We start from the raw sequence: 21,558 nt of genomic DNA, 5'->3' as shown, positions 1-21,558 counted from the left end.
GCACCGGCCGGTCCCACACCGGCCACACGGTCGAAGCCGGAGGGTCAGGAACGCCCCCCGCCTCCCCGGCTTCCGAGCCCGGTACGCCCAGCGCGTACCGGGCCTTCCGTCGTCCCGCACCAAGGAGGCGCTCCATGTGGTGCGGACCCTGCTGGACGACGGCGCCATCACCTACCAGGGTCGGTTCCACACCTACGAGGGGCTGTTCACCTTCGCCCGCCCCGTGCAGGAGCACCTGCTGTTGAAGCTCGGCGGGATGCGCGGACCGAAGACCTTCGAAGCGGCGGCCGAGCTGTCCGACGGCTGCCATCACGCCCTCAGTTACACCCGGGAGGCCTACGAGTACCTGATGCGCCACCTGCGGATCGGCGCCGAGCGCGCGGGCAAGGACGTCACCGCGCTGGACATCGGGGCCTGGGTGGTCTTCGCCGTCGCCGAGGACTCCGCCGCGGCCCGGGAAGCGGCCCGCAGCATGGTGGGGATCTATGCCTCCGCCATGCCCGAGGAGCAGTTGCGGCGCAACGGGGTGGACCCCGCCGAACTGGCGCCGGCGATCGACGCGATCCGCGCCGGGGATCTGGCCCGGGGCATCGAGTTGACCTCGCCCGAGGTGGCGGAGCGGCTCTCGGTGTCCGGCACGCCCGAGGAGTGCGTGGCGAAGATCGCGACGGAGATCGCCCCGGCCGGGGTCAACCACATGATCTGCGCGGTGACCGACCGGGCCCTGGTGCGGGCCTTCACCGGACGGGACCTGCCGCAGGTACCCGGTGCCCGGGAGCAACTGCGGTTGATCCACCGCAGTGTCATGCCGGCCTTCGCCTGACGGCGGCGCGCCCGCGACCGGAGCGGGCGACCCGGCCCGGTCGACGTGATGCGTGTCAGCCCGCAGGGCGGCTAGGCGACGTTCACCCGCTGTCCGGGCGGCGCGGCCTCCAGCCACGCCAGGAAACCGGTGAGCGCGTCCTCGCTCATCGCCAACTCCAGCCGCACGCCCTGGTGCGAACAGGCGAGGACCACCGCGTCCGAGAGGAGCGCCAACTCCTCCTCGCCCTCGGGGTCCCGGCGGCCGATCACCTCGATGGCGGAACGCTCCAGCACCCGCCGCGGGCGGTGCGCGTAGGAGAAGACGCGGAACCACTCGATCCGGTCACCGCTGTACCGGGCGATGCCGTACCCCCACCCCTTGCCCGAGGTGTCGGCCGGCCCTACGCCTGCGGGCTCGGGGATGTCCCAGCGGAGGCTACAGTCGAAGGTTCCCCCCGACCTCTGGATCAGCCTGCGGCGCAGTCCGAAGGCGAAGAGCCCGACCACAACCAGTGCGACTACCGCGATACCGCCTACGAGAAGAGCGAGGATCATCGGCACCGACCTCCTCGCCTCATCAGTAACGGAACAGCGGAACGGATCCAGCATCGCCTCAGCCGCGGCCCGGTCCGGAGAGTCTCCGGACCGGGCCGCGGCTGAGTCATGTCACACAGTGCGCCAGGTCAGCGCACCGCCACCGCACGCAGGCGGACATCGGCGCGTCGCTCGGCGGCGGCGTCCGCCTCGCCCTTCGCGCGTTCCAACGCCCGCTCCGCGCGCTGGACGTCGATCTCGTCCGACAGCTCGACGATCTCGGCCAGCAGCGACAGCTTGTTGTCGGCGAACGAAACGAACCCGCCGTGAACGGCGGCGATGACGGTCTCGCCGTCACTCGTACGGATCGTCACCGGGCCCGACTCCAGCACACCGAGCAGCGGCTGGTGACCGGGCATGACGCCGATGTCGCCGGAGGTGGTGCGCGCGACGACCAGGGTGGCCTCGCCGGACCAGACATTCCGGTCCGCGGCGACCAGCTCGACGTGCAACTCAGCAGCCAAGGGTGCTCCTCGGGTCACCACCCGGCGGGTGGGCCGGGTGTTGGGTCAAAAGTGTAGAGGCGTGGGTGAGGGGGCCGGGCAGGGCCCCCTCACCCATGAGCACGGGGCTCAGGAGACGCCCAGCTCCTTGGCGTTCTTGCGCAGGTCCTCAAGGCCACCGCACATGAAGAACGCCTGCTCCGGGAAGTGGTCGTAGTCGCCGTCGCAGATCGCGTTGAACGCGGTGATCGACTCGTCCAGCGGCACGTCCGAACCGTCCACACCGGTGAACTGCTTGGCGGCGTGGGTGTTCTGGGACAGGAACCGCTCGACGCGACGGGCACGGTGGACGGCGAGCTTGTCCTCCTCGCCCAGCTCGTCGATACCGAGGATCGCGATGATGTCCTGGAGGTCCTTGTACTTCTGAAGGATCGTCTTGACGCGCATGGCCGCGTCGTAGTGCTCCTTCGCGATGTACCGCGGGTCCAGGATGCGGGACGTGGAGTCCAGCGGGTCCACGGCCGGGTAGATGCCCTTCTCCGAGATCGGACGGGAGAGCACCGTCGTCGCGTCGAGGTGGGCGAAGGTGGTGGCCGGGGCCGGGTCGGTCAGGTCGTCCGCGGGGACGTAGATCGCCTGCATCGAGGTGATCGAGTGACCACGGGTCGAGGTGATGCGCTCCTGGAGGAGACCCATCTCGTCGGCCAGGTTCGGCTGGTAACCCACCGCGGAGGGCATCCGGCCGAGCAGGGTCGACACCTCGGAACCGGCCTGGGTGAAGCGGAAGATGTTGTCGATGAAGAACAACACGTCCTGCTTCTTCACATCGCGGAAGTACTCCGCCATGGTCAGACCCGCGAGGGCCACGCGCAGCCGGGTGCCCGGGGGCTCGTCCATCTGGCCGAAGACCAGCGCCGTCTTGTCGAGGACGCCGGACTCCTCCATCTCGTCGATGAGGTCGTTGCCCTCACGGGTGCGCTCGCCGACGCCCGCGAAGACGGAGACGCCCTCGTGGAGGTTGGCGACACGCATGATCATTTCCTGGATCAGCACGGTCTTGCCGACACCGGCACCACCGAACAGACCGATCTTTCCACCCTTGACGTACGGGGTGAGGAGGTCGACGACCTTCAGACCGGTCTCGAACATCTCGGTCTTCGACTCGAGCTGGTCGAAGGGCGGGGCGGTGCGGTGGATCGGCCAGCGCTCACCGACGTTGGCGTTCTCCTCGGGGTGGTTCAGCACCTCGCCGAGGGTGTTGAACACCTTGCCCTTGGTGAAGTCGCCGACCGGCACCGTGATGCCCTTGCCGGTGTTCGTCACCGGGGCCTGGCGGACCAGACCGTCGGTGGGCTGCATGGAGATCGCACGGACGACACCGTCGCCGAGGTGCTGGGCGACCTCGAGCGTCAGCGTCTTCTTCTCGCCCTCGTTGGCCGGGTCGGCGACCTCGACGTGAAGGGCGTTGTAGATCTCGGGCATGGCGTCGACGGGGAATTCCACGTCGACGACCGGGCCGATGACCCGGGCGACGCGGCCCGTGGCAACGGCCGTCTCAACTGTCGTCGTCATTACCTGTCACTCCCCGCGTTCGCGTCGGCCAGGGCTGCGGTGCCGCCGACGATCTCGCTGATTTCCTGGGTGATTTCGGCCTGGCGGGCCGCGTTGGCAAGTCGGGAGAGCGTATTGATCAGCTCACCCGCGTTGTCGGTGGCCGACTTCATCGCACGCCGCGTGGCGGCGTGCTTCGAAGCGGCCGACTGGAGCATCGCGTTGTAGATCCGGCTCTCGACGTACCGCGGCAGCAGGGCGTCGAGGACGTCCTCCGCCGACGGCTCGAAGTCGTACAGCGGAAGGATCTCGCCCTTGGTGGGCGCCTGGTCGGCGACCTCGTCCAGGCTCAGCGGAAGCAGCCGGCTGCCGACCGCGTTCTGCGTCATCATCGACACGAACTCCGTGTAGACGACGTGCAGCTCGTCGACCCCGCCATCGGCCGTGTCCCGCTCGATCGCGCTGATCAGCGGTCCGGCGACCGTCTTGGCGTCCGCGTACGTGGGCTCGTCGGTGAAGCCGGTCCACTGCTCCGCGACCTCGCGCTCACGGAAGTTGTAGTGGGCGACACCGCGGCGGCCGACGATGTACGTGACGACCTCCTTGCCCTCCGCTTCGAGGCGGGCGGTCAACCGCTCCGCCGCCTTGATCGCGTTGGAGTTGAAGGCGCCGGCCAGTCCGCGGTCGCTCGTGAGGAGCAGCACCGCGGAGCGGCGAGCCGTCTCCGCCTCCGTGGTCAGCGGGTGCTTGGTGTTCGAACCCGTTCCCACCGCCGTGACCGCGCGTGTCAGCTCGGTCGCGTACGGCGCGGAGGCCGCCACCTTGCGCTGCGCCTTGACGACACGCGAGGCGGCGATCATCTCCATCGCCTTGGTGATCTTCTTGGTCGCGGTGACGGATCGGATGCGACGCTTGTAGACCCGGAGCTGGGCTCCCATGAGTCAGGTCCCTTCCTACGTCACTTGGAGACGTTGACGGCAGGCGCGTCCTCGCCGAGCAGCTTGCCGTCCGAGGTCTCGAACTGCTTCTTGAACGCCGCGACCGCGTCGGAGATGGCGGTGATGGTGTCGTCCGACATCTTCGCGCCCTCCTTGATGGAGGTCATCAGACCCTGCTCCTCGCGGTGCAGGTAGTCCAGGAGCTCCGTCTCGAAGCGGCGGATGTCGACGACGGGGACCTCGTCCATGCGGCCCGTGGTACCGGCCCACACGGAGACGACCTGGTCCTCGGTGGCCATCGGCTGGTACTGCGGCTGCTTCAGCAGCTCGACCATGCGCTGACCGCGCTCCAGCTGCGCCTTCGACGCGGCGTCCAGGTCGGAACCGAAGGCGGCGAACGCCTCCAGCTCACGGAACTGGGCGAGGTCGACGCGGAGTCGGCCGGAGACCTGGCGCATCGCCTTGTGCTGGGCGGAGCCACCGACGCGGGAGACCGAGATACCGACGTTCAGGGCCGGACGCTGACCGGCGTTGAACAGGTCGGACTCCAGGAAGCACTGGCCGTCGGTGATGGAGATGACGTTGGTCGGGATGAACGCCGAGACGTCGTTGGCCTTGGTCTCCACGATCGGGAGGCCCGTCATCGAGCCCTTGCCCATGTCGTCGGAGAGCTTGGCACAGCGCTCCAGCAGACGGGAGTGCAGGTAGAAGACGTCACCGGGGTACGCCTCACGGCCCGGCGGACGACGCAGCAGCAGGGACACGGCGCGGTAGGCGTCGGCCTGCTTCGAGAGGTCGTCGAAGATGATGAGGACGTGCTTGCCCTCGTACATCCACTGCTGGCCGATGGCCGAACCGGTGTACGGCGCCAGGTACTTGAAGCCGGCCGGGTCGGACGCCGGGGCGGCGACGATGGTCGTGTACTCCAGCGCGTTGGCCTCGTCCAGGGCGCGTCGCACGGACGCGATGGTGGAGCCCTTCTGGCCGATGGCGACGTAGATGCAGCGCACCTGCTTGTTCACGTCACCGGAGCGCCAGTTGTCGCGCTGGTTGATGATGGTGTCGACGGCCAGGGCGGTCTTGCCGGTCTGGCGGTCACCGATGATCAGCTGACGCTGGCCGCGGCCGATCGGGGTCATCGCGTCGACGGCCTTGTAGCCCGTCTCCATCGGCTCGTGCACGGACTTGCGCTGCATGACCGTGGGGGCCTGCAGCTCAAGGGCACGACGACCGCTGGTCTCGATGTCGCCGAGGCCGTCGATCGGGTTGCCGAGCGGGTCGACGACGCGGCCGAGGTAACCCTCGCCCACGGCGACGGAGAGCACCTCACCGGTGCGCTGCACCGGCTGGCCCTCCTCGATGCCGCTGAACTCGCCGAGGACGATGGCACCGATCTCGCGCTCTTCGAGGTTGAGCGCGAGGCCCAGGGTGCCGTCCTCGAACTTCAGCAGTTCGTTGGCCATGGCCGAGGGCAGTCCCTCGACCTTCGCGATGCCGTCGCCGGCAAGGGTGACCGTACCGACCTCCTCGCGCGAGGCCGCGTCCGGCTGGTACGACTGGACAAAGTTCTCCAGCGCGTCCCGGATCTCCTCCGGCCGGATCGTGAGCTCCGCCATCTGGGTTCCCTGCTCTCCTTGTTGGGCCCGAAGTTCTTTGGGGGTCTGGGGGCGACCCCCAGGAATCCTTCTGTACGGCCCAACCAGGGCCGTCGGACGTACGTTGTTCTGTTGCTCAGCCGGCCATGCGGCGGCTGGCTTCGTCGATGCGGTCCGCGATGCCGCCGTTGATGATCTCGTCACCGACCTGCACCCGGATTCCGCCGAGGACCGCGGGGTCCACGTCCAGGTTCAGGTGCATCGCACGCCCGTACAGCTTTGCCAGGGACGCACCCAGACGCTGCTTCTGCTGATCGCTCAGCGGTACGGCCGAGGTGACGATCGCGACCATGCGGTCACGGCGCTCCGCGGCGAGCTTGGACAGGGACTCGAGTCCCGCTTCCAGGCTACGTCCCCGGGGCCGGGTGACCAGTCGCGTGACCAGTCGGGTGGTCTGCGCCTGGGCGCGGCTGCTGAGCAGGGTGCTCAGCAGCTGCTCCTTGGCGGCTGCCGTCGCGGTCCGGTCGGTGAGCGCGGCACGCAGCCCGGTGTCCGAGGAAGTGATCCGGCCGAACCGGAACAGCTCGTCCTCCACGTCGTCGAGCGTGCCGGCACGCTGGGCGGCCGTGAGGTCGGCGACGTCCGCCAGCTCCTCCAGCGCGTCCACCAGGTCGCGCGAGCGCGACCAGCGGGAACGCACCAGTCCGGAGACCAGGTCGACCGTCTCGCCGGAGACCTGCCCGTCCAGGAGGCGACCGACCAGGCCGGCCTTGGCGTCCCCGGACTGCGCCGGGTCGGTGATGACCCGACGCAGGGACACCTCGCGGTCGAGCAGCGCGGTGACCGAGGCCAGGTCGTCAGCGAGCCGCGACGCGTCGACGGACGTGTTGTCCGTCAGTGCGTCGAGCCGCTCACGCGCCGTGGCCAGGGCCTCACGGCTGGCTCCGTGCAGCGCACTCACCGGGCGGCCTCGGCCTTCACGTCGAGCTCGTCGAGGAACCGGTCGATGGTGCGGCTCTGTCGGGCGTGGTCCTCGAGGGACTCACCGACGAGCTTCCCGGCCAGTTCGGTGGCGAGCTGACCGACGTCCCGGCGCAGCGCCTGAGCGGCGGCCTTGCGGTCGGCCTCGATCTGCGTGTGACCGGCGGCGATGATTTCCTCACGCTGCCGCTGGCCTTCCGCGCGCATCTCGGCGATGAGCGTGGCGCCCTGCTCCTGCGCGTCCTGACGCAGGCGCGCGGCCTCGTGCCGAGCCTCGGCGAGCTGGGCCTTGTACTGCTCCAGCACGCTCTGGGCTTCGGTCTTGGCCGCCTCGGCCTTCTCCATGCCGCCCTCGATGGCCTCGCGGCGCTCCTCCAGAACCTTGTTGATGTTCGGGAGGAGCTTCTTGGCGAGGACGCCGAAGACGATGACGAAGGCGATCAGGCCGATGACGAGCTCAGGGATCGGCGGAACGAGGGGGTTCTGCTCCTCGGTGGCCGCCAGAATGAGCAGCTGGCTCATATCAGTGCCTTTCGTCTAGTGGCTGAACGTCGGCTGGATCAGGAGCCGTAGACGAACGGCATAACCAGACCGATGAGGGCGAGCGCCTCACAGAAGGCGAAGCCGAGGATCTGGTTGGCGCGGATCAGACCGGCAGCCTCGGGCTGGCGGGCGAGGGCCTGGGTGCCGTTACCGAAGATGATGCCGACGCCCACGCCGGGGCCGATGGCCGCGAGGCCGTAGCCGATGGAGCCGAGAGCCTTCAGGTCACCGGTGACAGCGGCGAGAGTCTGGGACATGCCAGTTCTTCCTTTTCTTTACGGACCGGTGGGGGTTGGCCACCGGACGAGTACGAAGCGGGAGTGGGCGCTCAGTGGTGCTCTGCGAGCGCGCCCTGGATGAAGCTGCACGCCAGGAGCACGAACACGTACGCCTGGAGGGCCTGGACGAACAGCTCGAAGGCGAGCATGACCAGGGTCATGATGAAGGAGACGCCCGCGTAGGCGATGCCGATGCCGTTGAGCAGGTACCAGGACGCGATGGTGAAGAGCACCAGCAGCGTGTGGCCCGCGAACATGTTCGCAAAGAGTCGCACGGCATGCGTGAAGGGGCGGACGAGCAGGTTCGAGAAGAGCTCGATCGTCATGGCCAGCGGAAGCACCGCACCGAGCGACTTGTCGTAGCCACTGAAGTTCTTGAAGGCGCCGACGAAGCCGTGCCGCTTGAACGTGAGCGACACCCAGGTGACGTAGACGATGCCCGCGAGCACGATCGGGTAGGCGATGATCGACGTCACCGGGAACTGGGCCAGTGGGACGATCGCCCAGAGGTTCATGATCCAGATGAAGAAGAACAGGGAGACCATCAGCGGGACGTACTTCTCGCCCTCGCGCTTTCCGATGGTCTCGTGGACGATGCCCCGACGTACGAAGTCGTAGCCGGCTTCGGCGATCATCTGGAGCTTGCCGGGGACGATCTTGGGCTTGGCGAAAGCGGCCCAGAAGAAACCGATGATGATGATCGACCCGAGGATCGCGAGCAGCATCGGCTTGTTGAAGTACAGGTTGCTGTCCGCGTCGCCCCAGATGGGCTTGAACAGGAACGAGTGCAGGCCGGGAGCCGGGAAGCCACAACCGTCGAAGATGTGGCAATCGGTCTCGAAGGCGAGCACCTGCGTCGGGTCAGCACTCACCGCGGGCTCCTTCGTGGCGCATAGGTACGGCAACCTCGTTGTGTCGGCGCGGCGCGCAGCCGCAGTACGGCACTGGACTGGTGTTACGGGTGTGGGGGCGGCGGTCGGGCATCAAGCCTCGCGCTAGAGCAGGCGTCAGCTTGGATGCCCGCGCCCGCGATGCCGCAGTTGGCACCGGACGATAGCAGTAAGTCCGACCCGCCCTTATACCGGCCCTACCCCTCACGACGAAGAACCGGTCTTCGCGGGCTTCTCACCCTTCGATTCCTCGGGTTCCACGTAGAGAATCTTGGCCTTCATGTGGGCGCGGGCCTGCGCCCCGATCCACGCGAGCGTGGTGGCGACCAGGGTGGCCGCGAACGTCTTCGGATTGAAGAGGTCGGTGTCCTTGAACGTCGCCATGAACACGAAGAGCAACAGGATCTGGGTCGTGTAGAGCATCAGACCCATGCCCTGGAACAACTGCGGGAGCGACCTCGCGATGCGCAGGAGCACCACGAGTCCGATTCCCATGAAGAGGATCACGACGGCGGTCGCCACAACCGCTCCGAGCGCTCCCTTGCCACCGGCGACCGCGGCACTGATGCCCGCGGCTACGGCTCCCACGACTGCGGTGGGTACGGCGGCATGGATGACGGTGCGTGCGTCTTGGGACGGCATGGCGGCAACTCCGCTTACTGGATGGGGGCAGGTGTCGTCATGGACGAGCGTAAACCCGGAAATCGAGACAGAAAGTCGGTCCAGAAGGCCGTCGCACTACGGTCCTCCGGCGCTACCCCGGGTTCTCGTGAACGGTATCACAAACTATTTGATGAGGTCTTTACCTGTGAAGTGTGCCAGCAGTCACACATGAGAGTGAACCGGCCCATATGTGCATGACAGAAGGCTCTTTGACTGGTATTGAGGGCGTTTGCCTGGCCGGTACGGCACGGCGAGTTGGCCACAAAGCGTCAGCGATCGAGCACTTTTCGCGCACGCGGCGGTCCGGTGAGGACTGCGGTGGACGCCGGAGGAACCACCACGCCGCCCCGCGACGCCCGCGACGGGCGCCGTTTCAGCGCGAGGTGTCGGCCCGGCGGCGGTCGCGGAAGCGGTGCCTGAGGCCGGATGCCGTCGCCCCGTTGACGCCCCCGGCCCGGACGGGCCCGGTCGAACCCCCGGCCGCCGCGCCCCCGTTGACGCCTTCGGTGTCGCCCGCGGCGCGGACGGCTCCCCCGTCCTTCACCGCGGGGACACCCTCCGTTCCCGCGAATGTGCCGGAACCGTTATCCCCTGCCGCCCGCACACCGTGCGACGCAGCGGCCCCGGCGCCCACACCGGCCCCCACGGGGACTTCGGTAAGGCTCGCGCCCGGGTATCCGGAGACCGTCACCGCGGCGGGCTCCGACTCCCCCTCGGCGCCGGCGAGTTGTTCAGCGGCGCCGAGGGGGAGCTTGCGGCGCCGGTAGCGGGGCGGTACGAACGCCTCGGCCCAGCGCGGCGCACGCGGGGTGAAGCGGGGCAGCAGGAGCAGCACCAGGCCCACCGCGCTGAGCACGGCGACGCCCAGGACGATCCACATGGACGCGGCGTTGACCGAGTAGGCCAGTGTGCCGAAGGAGATCAGCGCGGCCCAGAAGTACATGATCAGCACCGAGCGGCTGTGCGAGTGACCGCTGTCGAGGAGCCGGTGGTGCAGGTGTCCGCGGTCGGCGGCGAACGGTGACTGGCCGCGCCAGGTGCGCCGCACGATCGCCAGGACGAGGTCGGCGGCGGGCAGCGCGATGATGGTGAGCGGCAGGATGAGCGGGATGTAGACGGGCACCGTGGCGTGCACCGCCTCCCGCAGACCGCCGGCCTGCCCGGGGCCGAACAGGCTGTCCGGGTCGACCTGACCGGTGATGGAGATGGCACCCGCCGCGAGCACCAGACCGATCAGCATCGAGCCCGAGTCGCCCATGAAGATCCGCGCGGGGTGCATGTTGTGCGGCAGGAAGCCGAGGCACATGCCGAGCAGCAGCGCCGCGAACAGGGTCGCCGGGGCCGCGGCCTCCAGGCCGTAGCCGAACCAGAGGCGGTACGCGTAGAGGAAGAACGCCAGGGTGGCGATGCACACCATGCCCGCGGCGAGCCCGTCCAGCCCGTCGGCGAAGTTGACCGCGTTGATCGTGATCACGACCAGCGCCACGGTGAGCAGCGTGGACTGCCACTGGGTGAGCGCGACCATGCCGACACCGGGGATGGGCAGCCAGAGGATCGCCAGACCCTGCATGACCATGACGCCCGCGGCGATCATCTGGGCACCCAGCTTGATCAGCGCGTCCAGCTCGAACTTGTCGTCCAGGACCCCGACCAGCCAGATCAGGGCGGCGCCGGACAGCAGGGCGCGCGGCTCGCTGGAACCGTCGAAGACCTCACTGAGGTTGGTGAGGTGGTTGGCGACGAGGAGACCCGCGCAGAGCCCGAAGAACATCGCGATACCGCCGAGCCGGGGCGTGGGCTCCCGGTGCACGTCACGGGCGCGGATCTCCGGCATCGCCCCGGCCACGATGGCGAACTTCCGCACCGGGCCCGTGAGCAGATAGGTCACCGCAGCCGTGACACAGAGCGTCAGCAGGTATTCACGCACAGGCTTCCCCACAGATGTCTTCGGCCAGCTCAGCCCCACAGCCTAGCCTCGCGTGCATGGGTATGGGGACTTCCGGGTAGCGAGCATGGTTGCACGGAGAACCTATGGTCCCCGTCATCGTCGCCCGCCGTACCGCTCCGCGCGCGTGTGGCCCCGGCGGAAGTGCGTCACCGCCGCTGGTCGGGGTTACGGCGCGAAGGCCGGCCAGGCACGGACGAGTGTTCGCACCTCGTCCCGGACGGACGTTCCGACGATCTTGCCACGGAGCGCCGCCGCGAACAGTACCGCGATCCGCGCCGTTTGCGGTCCGCCCCTCCCCCGAGTGGTGGTGGCGGCCGTTCCCCGCCGTGGTCCGCAGCCGTCCGTACCGGGGAGGGCACAGGTGTCCACCGTGATCCCCGCCGCCGGCAGACCCCGTGCGGCCCTCGCGCCGTGGGCGAGCGGCGACGGGCCGGCGACGATCACTGCGGGGCCCCTGCACGACGGTGAGGGCAGCGTCAGGACGGGCGTGGGCCCTCCGGCTCCCCGTGCGTGCCGCCGCCGGGTTCCGGGCCCGGTGGCGGCCGGTTCAGCGTCGCGCGGTGACGCCCGTCAGCGCGGTGACCACCGGGTCCAGCGCCTCGTGGATCTCGTCGCCGATGGAACGGAAGAACGGCAGGGGCGCCCCGTACGGGTCGAACACCTCGTCGGCTTCGACGGACGGTGCCAACAGCCAGCCGCGCAGCGCGGCGGCGGCCCGCACCAGGGCGCGGGCCCGTTCGACGACCCCCTCGTCGCGGGGGTCGGGCAGGGTCGCCGGGTCGATGGCGCGCACCAGCCGGGTGAACTCCTTCAGGGTGAAGGTGCGCAGCCCCGCGGAGTGGCCCATGGAGATGACCTGCGCCCGGTGGTCGCGGGTGGCGGTCAGCACGAGGTCCGCGCGGATGACGTGGTCGTCGAGGAGTTCGCGTCCGGTGAAGCCGGTGGGGTCGGCGCCGAAGTCGGCGAGGACCGTCTCGGCGTTGGTCTCCATGGGCGCGCCCTCGTGGCCCCAGGTGCCCGCGCTCTCCACGACGACCCCGCCGCCGAGCGGGTCGCCGAGCCGCCCCACCAGGGCGTGCCGGGTCAGCCGCTCGGTGATGGGCGAGCGGCACACGTTGCCGGTGCTGACGTGGAGGATGCGGAACGTGTCCCCGGTGCCGGTGACCCCCGTGCCTATGCCACGCCCCTCAGGGGCCGTCAATTGGCCACCTCAAGGTCGGGTACCACCTTGCGCAGTTCGTCCGCGTCTAGGGCGCCGGCGCGGAGCAGGACGGGCACCTCGCCGGTGACGTCCACGATGGACGAGGGCACGATGCCGGGCGTCGGGCCGCCGTCGAGGTAGACGGAGACGGCGTCGCCGAGCATCTGCTGGGCGGCGTCGCAGTTCTCGGGGGCGGGGTGCCCGGTGAGGTTCGCGGAGGACACGGCCATCGGACCGACCTCGGTGAGCAGTTCGATGGCGACCGGGTGCAGCGGCATCCGGACGGCGACGGTGCCCCGGGTGTCACCGAGGTCCCACTGGAGGGACGGCTGGTGCCGGGCGACCAGGGTGAGGGCTCCGGGCCAGAACGCGTCCACCAGTTCCCAGGCCAGCTCGGAGAAGTTGGTGACGAGCCCGTGCAGGGTGTTCGGGGAACCGATGAGCACGGGGGTGGGCATGCTGCGCCCGCGACCCTTGGCGTCGAGCAGGTCGGCGACCGCCTCGGAGCTGAAGGCGTCGGCGCCGATGCCGTAGACCGTGTCGGTGGGCAGCACGACCAGCTCGCCCCGGCGGACGGCGGACCCGGCCTCACGCAGACCGGTGATGCGGTCGGTCGCGTCGTTGGTGTCGTATCGCCGTGCCATCTAGCGGGCCTCCTCGTGCGCGTTCTGGGTGTGGTTCGGGGGCCGGGACGTCACGGGCGTGCCTTGCGCGCGGTCGCGAATCGGGGCCGGTTGTTGAGGTCGGGGTGGTCGGCGGCGTCGGCCCAGCCGGCTTCCTCGCTGAAGATCCACGGCACCTGCCCGCCCTGGGTGTCGGCGTGTTCGACGACGACGATGCCGCCGGGGCGCAGCAGCCGGTGGGCGGTGCGTTCGAGGCCGCGGATGGTGTCGAGGCCGTCGTCGCCGGAGAACAACGCCATCTGGGGGTCGTACTCGCGGGCCTCCAGCGCCACGTGCTCCCACTCGGTGAGGGGGATGTACGGGGGGTTGGAGATGACGAGGTCGACCTGTCCGTTCAGCTCGGGCAGGGCGGCCAGGGCGTCGCCCTGGTGGACGCTGACGCGGGAGCCCTCGGTGTTCTTGAGGGTGTAGACGAGGGCGTCCTCGGAGAGCTCGACGGCGTGCACCCGGGAGCGGGGCACCTCCTGGGCCATGGCGAGGGCGATGGCCCCGGAGCCGGAGCACAGGTCGACGATCAGGGGTTCGACGACGTCCATGGCGCGCACCGCGTCTATGGCCCAGCCGACGACCGATTCGGTCTCCGGCCGGGGCACGAACACCCCGGGTCCGACCTGGAGCTCCAGGTACCGGAAGTAGGCGCGTCCGGTGATGTGCTGGAGGGGTTCGCGGGCCACCCGGCGGTTGATGGCCTCCCAGTAGCGGGCGTCGACGTCGGAGTCGGGGACGGTGTGCAGCTCGCCCCGCTTGACGCCGTGCACGAAGGCGGCCAGTTCCTCGGCGTCGTTGCGCGGCGAGGGCACGCCCGCGTCCGCCAGGCGCTGGGTGGCCTGGGCCACTTCAGCGAGCAGCAGACTGCGGGGGCCTGGGGGTCGACCCCCAATGGGTGGCTGCACGCTAGTCCTCCGGAGCTGAGCTGTCGGTGGGCGCCGGGGCTCGGTCGGCGCCCGGGGGTCAGGCGGCGGCGAGCTTGGCCGCGGAGTCCGCGTCGACGCACGCCTGGATGACTGCGTCGAGCTCCCCGTCGAGCACCTGGTCCAAGTTGTACGCCTTGAAACCGACACGGTGGTCGGAAATGCGGTTCTCGGGGAAGTTGTAGGTGCGGATCTTCTCCGAGCGGTCGACGGTGCGCACCTGGCTGCGGCGGACGTCGGCGGCCTCCCGCTCGGCTTCCTCCTGGGCGGCGGCGAGCAGCCGGGAGCGCAGGATGCGCAGGGCCTGCTCCTTGTTCTGGAGCTGGCTCTTCTCGTTCTGGCAGGAGGCGACGACACCGGTCGGCAGGTGGGTGATGCGGACGGCCGAGTCGGTGGTGTTGACGGACTGGCCGCCGGGCCCCGAGGAGCGGTAGACGTCGATCCGCAGGTCGTTGGGGTTGATCTCGACGTCGACCTCCTCGGCCTCCGGGGTGACGAGCACGCCGGCGGCGGAGGTGTGGATGCGGCCCTGGGACTCGGTCGCGGGCACCCGCTGCACGCGGTGCACACCGCCCTCGTACTTGAGGCGGGCCCACACGCCCTGGCCGGGTTGGGTGGCCCCCTGGCCGCCCTTCGTCTTGACGGCGACCTGGACGTCCTTGTAACCGCCGAGTTCGGACTCGGTGGCGTCGATGATCTCGGTCTTCCAGCCGACCCGCTCGGCGTAGCGCAGGTACATGCGCAGCAGGTCCCCGGCGAACAGGGCCGACTCGTCGCCCCCGGCGCCGGCCTTGATCTCCAGGATGACGTCCTTGTCGTCGCTGGGGTCGCGCGGCACGAGCAGCAGCCTGAGCTTCTCGGTCAGGCCCTCGCGCTCCCGCTCCAGCTCCTTGACCTCGGCCAGGAAGTCGGGGTCGTCGGCGGCCAGCTCGCGGGCGGTGGCGATGTCCTCGCCGACGCGCTTGAAGGACCGGTACGCGGTGACGATCGGTGTGAGCTCGGCGTAGCGCTTGTTGAGCTTGCGCGCGTTCGCCTGGTTGGCGTGCACCCCAGGATCGGCGAGCTGATGCTCCAGGTGGGTGTGCTCGTCGACGAGCTCCGCGACGGCCTCGAACATCTCCGGGCTCCTGATCTGCGTGATGCTGGGTGCGGCCGGGGTCGGCTGCCGGGCGGGGGCGGGCTTCCCGGCGGGGCCCGATGGGTGCTCCACGGCCGGGGTGCGGGGCAAAGGGGCGGCGGTCGGGCCGTACTGCGGGCCGTGCCAGGAAAAAACGCCGGTCCCGACCCGCCCGTGGGCGGCCGGGAACCGGCGCAGTGGGCTCGCTACTTCTTGGCAGCGCCCTTGCCGAAGCGGGCCTCGAAGCGGGCCACGCGGCCACCGGTGTCGAGGATCTTCTGCTTGCCCGTGTAGAACGGGTGGCACTCGGAGCAGACCTCGGCGCGGATGGAACCGGCCTGGATCGTGCTGCGGGTGGTGAACGACGCGCCACAGGTGCAGCTGACCTGCGTCTCGACGTACTCGGGGTGGATGTCGCGCTTCACGGTGTCTCCTAGGATCGGGAGGGCGCCGGGTCGCCTGCGCCTGCTGCGCGGGCGTGAACCGGGGCCGACGTACCAGTCTGCCAGCACTGGCCGCATCCCCCAAAACCGGGACGGTGGACCGGATATTCCGGACGGGACCGCCCACGCCCCCGAAGACCCTCGATCGTGACGGCATGCGACCGGAACGGGTCGTGGTGTGATCGCTCCGATGACGGTTCGTACCGGGTGAGGGACCGTACGCGTTCACTCACGGGGTGGTGATCACCCGTCCGGCATCGCCCCGTCCCGCGGCCGAACCGACCGTCGCGGCGGCCGGCACCGGCCGGTCGGCCTTGAGGGCGGACCAGACCAGGGCGCCCTGGCGGGCCAGCGGCAGCACCCGGTTGGGGTCGGCCGGGTCGTAGGCCACCGGCAGGGTGATCATGTCGACGTCGTCGGCGCCGATGTTCTTCAGACCGCCCGCGAACCCGGCGAGCTTGGTGACCGAGTCGAGCTCGGAGTCGGTGGTCAGGGCGCTGGTGGCGGCGTCGGCCGCGTCGAACAGCTTCGTCGGGTTCGAGAAGAGTCCGATGCCGTCGATCCGGGCGATCAGGGACCGCAGGAACGCCTGCTGGAGCTGGATGCGCCCCAGGTCACTGCCGTCGCCCACGCCGTGCCGGGTACGGACCAGGCCGAGGGCCTGCTCGCCGTCGAGGGTGTGGGTGCCGGCCGGCAGGCGCAGTCGGCTCTTCGGGTCGTCTATCGCCCGGGTGGTGGTGATCCGTACCCCGCCCAAGGTGTCGACCAGCTTCTTGAAGCCGGTGAAGTCCACCTCCACGTAGTGGTCCATCCGGATGCCGGACATCGCCTCGACGGTCTTGACCGTGCAGGACGGGCCGCCGACCTCGTAGGCGGCGTTGAACATCTGCGAGCGGGCCGCGGGAACGGTGCCGCCCCGGCCGTCGGCGCAGGCCGGACGGTCCACGAGGGTGTCCCGGGGGATGGAGACGACGCTCGCCGAGCGGTGCCCCCGGTGCACATGGACGATCATCGCGGTGTCCGAGCGGGCGGCCCCGTCCTCGCGGCCGTAGGCGGCGTTGGCACCGGAACGCGCGTCGGAGCCGAGGACCAGCACGTCCATGGAGCCGTCGGCGCGATCGCGGGGCCGATCGGTCCCGAGCACGGCGTTGATGTCGATGCCCCGGATGTTGCCGTTCAGCTTGACGTACAGGTATCCGAGGCCGGAGCCGCCGAGGACGATCAGGCCGGCCGCCGTCCAGGCGGTGACGCGCAGCGCACGGTGGCGTCCGCCGCGGCGCCGGGGGCTGCTCCCGCCGGGCCCGGGGGCCTGGTCGTCCGTGCGCTCCTGGGGCATCGGCACCTCGGATCTCGGGCTCTGGGGTCCTCACCTCCAGGGTCGGCCCGCAGCCGGGCGTCCACCAGTCGGCCGAACCCCGCGCCCCCGGCCGCACCGGGCACGGAGGGTGACCGTGCCGGGGCGGCTCAGCTGAGGAGGTCGTACCGCTGGAAGCCGCCGCCGATCCGGATCGGGGTGGCGAAGACGCCCCACGAGGTCTTGCCGGTGCCCGGGTAGAGGAACAGGTTCCCGGCGCGCGAACGGGCCAGGAAGTCCGGCCGGCCGTCGCCCGTCACGTCCCCGGGGGCCACCAGGGCGTTGTACCCGTGCCAGTCGCGGAGGTGCCGTCGCGCCGCGAACGGTTCGGCTACCCGACCGGTGCCCGCGAGGAGGTACAGCTTGCCTTCCCGGGTGCGGGCGATCAGATCGGTCCGGCCGTCCCCGGTGAAGTCCCCGCGACCGCGCAGCGAGTTGTAGCCCCGGTAACCGTCGCCCGCGCGCACCGGGCCCGCCAGCGAACCGTCGCCGTTGCCCGGGTGCACGTACAGCGTGCCGTCCGCGGTCACGGACAGCAGGTCGGGCAGTCGGTCCCCGGTGACGTCACCGGGGACGACGAGGAATTTCCGGTCGGCCCAGCCGCGGGCGATCGTGGTGTCCCGCCAGGGTCCGTTCGCGGACGTCCGGTACCGCCAGTGCACGGCCCCGTCCGCGGCCCGCCGCAACACGAAGTCCTGCCGGCCGTCGCGGTTGAGGTCCGTCTGGAGGGCCACGTCGTACGCGCTCCACTCCCCCGGCAGGTCGGTCCGGGCGGCGAAGCCGCGGCCTTTCGACGGCAGGACGTGTGCCGCACCGCCGTCGCGCGTCCGCACGAAGACGTCGGCGCGCCCGTCCCGGTCGAGGTCGGTGTCGTCGACGCGGGGCCGGATCAGCGGCTGGTACGCGGAGACCTTGCTGAACACCTCGTAGGTGCCGGCGAGGTTGCACACCTGTTTGCCCCGGCTCATGCCCCAGGACACCACCCCGACGACCTTGTTGCCGGTGACCAGGGGGCCGCCCGAGTCACCGGGGCAGACGGTGCGCCCGGTGACGTCGTCACCCGTGCCGAGCTGGCCCGCACAGAGCATGCCGCCGTCCGTGCGGTACCCCGGGCCGAGGTTGACGCGGCACGCCGGGTCGGCGTTGAGCGGCAGGGTGACCTTCTGGAGGAGCGGCGAGATGGTGGCCTTGTCCTCGTGCGAGGTGGTCACGCCCCAGCCGTAGGCGATGGCGTTGCGCCCCGGCGCGTACAGGGCCGCATCGTCCGGTCCGGCCAGCTCCAGCGTCGTCTGGGCGACCGGGCGGGCGAGGGTCAGCAGCGCCACGTCGTGCGCGAACTCCCGCGGGTCGTACTCCGGATGGGTCCAGGTGCGGACCACGTCCACCCGCCGGGCGTCGTTGGCGACCGTGACGCTGCGGTGGGTGCCGACGGCCACCTCGCCGAAGCGGTCCCAGTCGCGTCGCTCGCCGGTGCGGGGGTCGTCCAGGCAGTGCGCCGCGGTGAGGACCTTGTTCGGTGCGACGAGGGTGCCGCCGCAGACGAAGTGCTTGCCGCCGCGTTGGCCCGGGGGCACGTACACCAGCTGCACCATCCAGGAGGCGGTGCTGTTGGTGCCGCCGATGACCCGCGGTGAGCGGGTGGCATCCGGCGAGGGGGCCGTGGGCGTGGGCGTCGGGGGTGCGGTCACCGCACCGGGCGGCGGCTTCACGACCTCGCCGGTCAGCTCCGGTGGCTCGGGCGGGCCCGCGTGCGAGGTGACGGCGAAGACTCCGCAGCCCAGTAGCGCGAGCGTGGTCGCCACGGCTGGTAGCAGCCGTCCCACCCGGCTTCGGCGCCGGCCCTCGCCCTGTCCCGTCCCCACACCAGCTCCCGCTCGTCGGTCCCCACAGCAACAGCCCGCCGATCCTACCCAGCCGGCCGTACGGGTTCGGCACCGCGCGCGCTCGATGGCTGCGTTGGCCTGCGGTGTGCTGTTCTGCTCGGTGCGCTGGGTTCCCCGCGCCCCTTGTCGGGGCGTTCAGCTTGCGGTGCGCTGTCCCGTGCGGGTGCGGGGTGGTGTTGCGCAGTTCCCCGCGCCCCCTATATCCACGGCTGCGGTCCGCTGCCCCGTGCGGGTGTGGGGTGGTTGCTCGCGCCGTTCCTCGCGCCCCTGAGGGGCGCCGCGTCTCGGCGGTGGGAGAGGAGTGCCCCGACAGGGGCGCGGGGAACGGCGCACCTGTGCTGGACAGCGGGGGTCCATCGGGACGCACACAAAGGGGCGCGGGGAACTGCGCAAACGTGCAACGCACCTGTGCCGAACAGCGCAGCCCCACCAGAACGCACCAAAGGGGCGCGGGGAACTGCGCAAACGTGCAGCGCACCTGTGCTGGACAGCGGGGGCCCACCAGGACGTACCGGAGGGGCCCGGGGAGCTGCGCGGGGAACCACAACGCACAAAGCCCCGGCACCGCACAAGGCGGTGCCGGGGCCGGAGCAGGACCGGTCAGTCGTTGCCCGAAGACGGCGTGGTCTTCTGGATCTGGAGCAGGAACTCCGCGTTGGACTTCGTCTGCTTCATCTTGTCCAGGAGCAGTTCGATCGCCTGCTGCTGGTCCAGCGCGTGCAGCACCCGACGCAGCTTCCAGACGACCCCCAACTCCTCACCGCTGAGCAGGATCTCCTCCTTGCGGGTGCCGGACGCGTCCACGTCCACCGCGGGGAAGATCCGCTTGTCGGCGAGCTTCCGGTCGAGCTTGAGCTCCATGTTGCCGGTGCCCTTGAACTCCTCGAAGATCACCTCGTCCATCCGCGAGCCGGTGTCGACCAGCGCGGTGGCCAGGATGGTCAGCGAGCCGCCGTCCTCGATGTTGCGCGCCGCGCCGAAGAACCGCTTCGGCGGGTAGAGCGCGGTCGAGTCGACACCACCGGACAGGATGCGGCCGGAGGCCGGCGCCGCGAGGTTGTAGGCGCGGCCCAGACGGGTGATGGAGTCGAGCAGCACGACCACGTCGTGACCCAGCTCGACCAGGCGCTTGGCGCGCTCGATGGCGAGTTCGGCGACGGTGGTGTGGTCCTCGGCGGGACGGTCGAAGGTCGAGGAGATGACCTCGCCCTTCACCGACCGCTGCATGTCGGTGACTTCCTCCGGACGCTCGTCGACGAGGACGACCATCAGGTGGCACTCGGGGTTGTTGTGCGTGATCGCGTTGGCGACCGCCTGCATGATCATGGTCTTGCCGGTCTTCGGCGGGGCCACGATCAGACCGCGCTGGCCCTTGCCGATCGGCGACACGAGGTCGATGATCCGCGTGGTCAGCACGCCCGGGTCGGTCTCCAGACGGAGCCGGTCCTGCGGGTAGAGCGGCGTCAGCTTGTTGAACTCCGGCCGGCCACGGCCGAGTTCGGGCGCCATGCCGTTGACGGAGTCCAGTCGGACCAGCGCGTTGAACTTCTCGCGGCGCTCGCCGTCCTTCGGCTGACGGACCGCACCGGTGATGTGGTCGCCCTTGCGCAGGCCGTTCTTGCGGACCTGGGCCAGCGACACGTACACGTCGTTGGGGCCGGGCAGGTACCCGGAGGTCCGGATGAAGGCGTAGTTGTCGAGGATGTCCAGGATGCCCGCGACGGGGATCAGGACGTCGTCCTCGTTGATCTGCGGCTCGACACCACCGATCTCGTCACGGCCACGACGACCGCGACGGTCGCGGTAGCGGCCCCGACGGCCGCGACGGCCACCGGCCTCGTCGTCGAAGTCGTCCTGCGGACCGCTGTTGACCCGGTCCTGACGCTCCTGGCGCTCCTGCCGGTCCTGGCGTTCCTGACGGCCGCCCTGCTGCTGACGCTGCTGGTTGCCGCTCTGCTGCTGGCCCTGGTCGTCGCCCTTGCCGCGGCGGTCACGGTCGCGGTCGCGGTCGCGGCCCCGGCGGTCCCGGCGGCCCCCGCGGCCCTCGGCCCCGTCCGCACCGCTGTCGCCGCCCTTGTCGGCGGACGGCTCGGACTTGGCCTCGGCGGTGACGGTCTCGGGGCTCTGCGCCTCGGCGGTGGCGCGGCGCCTGCGGCGCTCGACGACGGGGGTGTCGTCGCTGGCGGGCTGACCGGGGATCTCGATCTGCTGCTGGGCGACGGCCTTGCGGGCGGGCGCCTCGGCGGTGGTCTTCGCGGACGCGGCGGCGGGCTCGGCGGCCGTACGGTCGGGCTGCGCCTCGGACTTGTCGGCCCGGGCGTCGGCGGCGGTGTCCTCACCGGTGCGGGCCTTGGAGGTGGCGCGGCGCTTCGGCTTGGTCTCGGCGGGGGCGTCAGCGCCCTTCCCCGGCGCGCCGGCACCGGCCTGGGCCTCCTTGATGACCTCGATCAGCTGGCTCTTGCGCATCCGCGCGGTGCCCCTGATGCCGAGGCCGGAGGCGACCTGCTGGAGTTCGGCCAGCACCATGCCCTCAAGGCCGGTGCCGCGACGGCGCCGCCCCGCAGAAGCACCGGTTGCGGACGCGGCGGAGGCGTCCGTGGCGGGCGCGGCAGCGGTGTCGACCGTGCTGTCGGCGCTCACGCCCATCAGATCGGTGGTGTCGCTCACGAAGGGTCCTTCCCTGGAGCGGGCGTCGGCCTGTCTGGCTCGGCGACCGGTTGTGCTGTCCGGCGTTGGTC

General features: G+C 70.3%; 19 protein-coding genes and 1 pseudogene. 1 reads left to right on the top strand and 19 read right to left on the bottom strand.

All coding sequences use genetic code 11. The annotated features are described in order from the left end of the window. Positions 1-106: 106 nt before the first annotated feature. Positions 107-823 (top strand): annotated as a pseudogene (locus ACFV88_RS18095) (LLM class flavin-dependent oxidoreductase); the annotation flags it as partial. Between the two features lie 71 nt (positions 824-894). Here the strand turns inward: ACFV88_RS18095 and ACFV88_RS18090 are convergent. The 19 genes from ACFV88_RS18090 to rho form a co-directional block, all read right to left on the bottom strand. After that, positions 895-1,359, bottom strand: a complete 465-nt coding sequence (locus ACFV88_RS18090; RefSeq protein ID WP_385492167.1) for a DUF2550 domain-containing protein — start codon at positions 1,357-1,359, stop codon at positions 895-897. A gap of 128 nt (positions 1,360-1,487) precedes the next feature. Next, positions 1,488-1,862, bottom strand: a complete 375-nt coding sequence (locus ACFV88_RS18085) for a F0F1 ATP synthase subunit epsilon (RefSeq protein WP_385492164.1) — start codon at positions 1,860-1,862, stop codon at positions 1,488-1,490. Between the two features lie 108 nt (positions 1,863-1,970). After that, positions 1,971-3,413 carry a F0F1 ATP synthase subunit beta gene (gene atpD / locus ACFV88_RS18080; RefSeq protein ID WP_385492161.1) on the bottom strand — a complete coding sequence of 481 codons (1,443 nt, stop codon included), beginning with the start codon at positions 3,411-3,413 and terminating at the stop codon, positions 1,971-1,973. Then, complete coding sequence (locus ACFV88_RS18075) at positions 3,413-4,330, bottom strand: F0F1 ATP synthase subunit gamma (protein ID WP_385492158.1); 918 nt, start codon at positions 4,328-4,330, stop codon at positions 3,413-3,415. Before ACFV88_RS18075 ends, atpD begins: the two co-directional genes overlap by 1 nt. A 20-nt stretch (positions 4,331-4,350) precedes the next feature. Continuing rightward, the gene (gene atpA / locus ACFV88_RS18070; RefSeq protein ID WP_385492155.1) at positions 4,351-5,946 is read right to left on the bottom strand and encodes a F0F1 ATP synthase subunit alpha; all 1,596 of its coding nucleotides are present in this window, start codon (positions 5,944-5,946) and stop codon (positions 4,351-4,353) included. Positions 5,947-6,061: 115 nt separating this feature from the next. Next, positions 6,062-6,877 carry a F0F1 ATP synthase subunit delta gene (locus ACFV88_RS18065; protein ID WP_385492402.1) on the bottom strand — a complete coding sequence of 272 codons (816 nt, stop codon included), beginning with the start codon at positions 6,875-6,877 and terminating at the stop codon, positions 6,062-6,064. 5 nt (positions 6,878-6,882) lie between these two features. Then, a complete protein-coding gene (locus ACFV88_RS18060) occupies positions 6,883-7,428 on the bottom strand; it encodes a F0F1 ATP synthase subunit B (RefSeq protein WP_385492152.1) in 546 nt (181 codons plus the stop codon). Positions 7,429-7,466: 38 nt separating this feature from the next. Beyond that, positions 7,467-7,706, bottom strand: a complete 240-nt coding sequence (locus ACFV88_RS18055; protein ID WP_005311859.1) for an ATP synthase subunit C — start codon at positions 7,704-7,706, stop codon at positions 7,467-7,469. Positions 7,707-7,777: 71 nt separating this feature from the next. Beyond that, positions 7,778-8,599, bottom strand: a complete 822-nt coding sequence (atpB, locus tag ACFV88_RS18050; RefSeq protein WP_385492149.1) for a F0F1 ATP synthase subunit A — start codon at positions 8,597-8,599, stop codon at positions 7,778-7,780. A 222-nt stretch (positions 8,600-8,821) separates the two neighbouring features. Further along, positions 8,822-9,259: a hypothetical protein gene (locus tag ACFV88_RS18045; RefSeq protein ID WP_385492146.1), complete on the bottom strand. Its 438-nt coding sequence runs from the start codon at positions 9,257-9,259 to the stop codon at positions 8,822-8,824. A 394-nt stretch (positions 9,260-9,653) separates the two neighbouring features. Then, the gene (locus ACFV88_RS18040) at positions 9,654-11,207 is read right to left on the bottom strand and encodes an MraY family glycosyltransferase (RefSeq protein ID WP_385492142.1); all 1,554 of its coding nucleotides are present in this window, start codon (positions 11,205-11,207) and stop codon (positions 9,654-9,656) included. A gap of 568 nt (positions 11,208-11,775) precedes the next feature. After that, positions 11,776-12,429, bottom strand: a complete 654-nt coding sequence (locus ACFV88_RS18035) for a protein-tyrosine-phosphatase (protein ID WP_385492139.1) — start codon at positions 12,427-12,429, stop codon at positions 11,776-11,778. Further along, positions 12,426-13,073, bottom strand: coding sequence for an L-threonylcarbamoyladenylate synthase (locus ACFV88_RS18030; protein WP_385492136.1), 648 nt, complete (start codon positions 13,071-13,073; stop codon positions 12,426-12,428). The genes ACFV88_RS18035 and ACFV88_RS18030 overlap by 4 nt, the downstream gene beginning before the upstream one ends. Positions 13,074-13,123: 50 nt before the next feature. Beyond that, complete coding sequence (gene prmC / locus ACFV88_RS18025) at positions 13,124-14,005, bottom strand: peptide chain release factor N(5)-glutamine methyltransferase (RefSeq protein ID WP_385492133.1); 882 nt, start codon at positions 14,003-14,005, stop codon at positions 13,124-13,126. Positions 14,006-14,063: 58 nt separating this feature from the next. Further along, entirely contained in the window at positions 14,064-15,140 is a 1,077-nt protein-coding gene (gene prfA, locus ACFV88_RS18020; RefSeq protein WP_385492131.1) for a peptide chain release factor 1, read from the bottom strand. Between the two features lie 206 nt (positions 15,141-15,346). Beyond that, complete coding sequence (rpmE, locus tag ACFV88_RS18015) at positions 15,347-15,565, bottom strand: 50S ribosomal protein L31 (RefSeq protein WP_385492129.1); 219 nt, start codon at positions 15,563-15,565, stop codon at positions 15,347-15,349. Positions 15,566-15,812: 247 nt separating this feature from the next. After that, positions 15,813-16,919: an LCP family protein gene (locus tag ACFV88_RS18010; protein WP_385492126.1), complete on the bottom strand. Its 1,107-nt coding sequence runs from the start codon at positions 16,917-16,919 to the stop codon at positions 15,813-15,815. A gap of 128 nt (positions 16,920-17,047) precedes the next feature. Next, positions 17,048-18,739 carry a trypsin-like serine protease gene (locus ACFV88_RS18005; protein WP_385492123.1) on the bottom strand — a complete coding sequence of 564 codons (1,692 nt, stop codon included), beginning with the start codon at positions 18,737-18,739 and terminating at the stop codon, positions 17,048-17,050. Between the two features lie 681 nt (positions 18,740-19,420). Beyond that, on the bottom strand, positions 19,421-21,487 hold the full coding sequence (gene rho / locus ACFV88_RS18000) for a transcription termination factor Rho (protein ID WP_385492121.1): 2,067 nt from the start codon (positions 21,485-21,487) through the stop codon (positions 19,421-19,423). Positions 21,488-21,558 lie beyond the last annotated feature (71 nt).

The organism is Streptomyces sp. NPDC059816 (assembly GCF_042732055.1).
In the GTDB taxonomy this organism is placed as follows: domain Bacteria; phylum Actinomycetota; class Actinomycetes; order Streptomycetales; family Streptomycetaceae; genus Streptomyces.
This window is presented reverse-complemented; position numbering and strand designations above follow the sequence as displayed.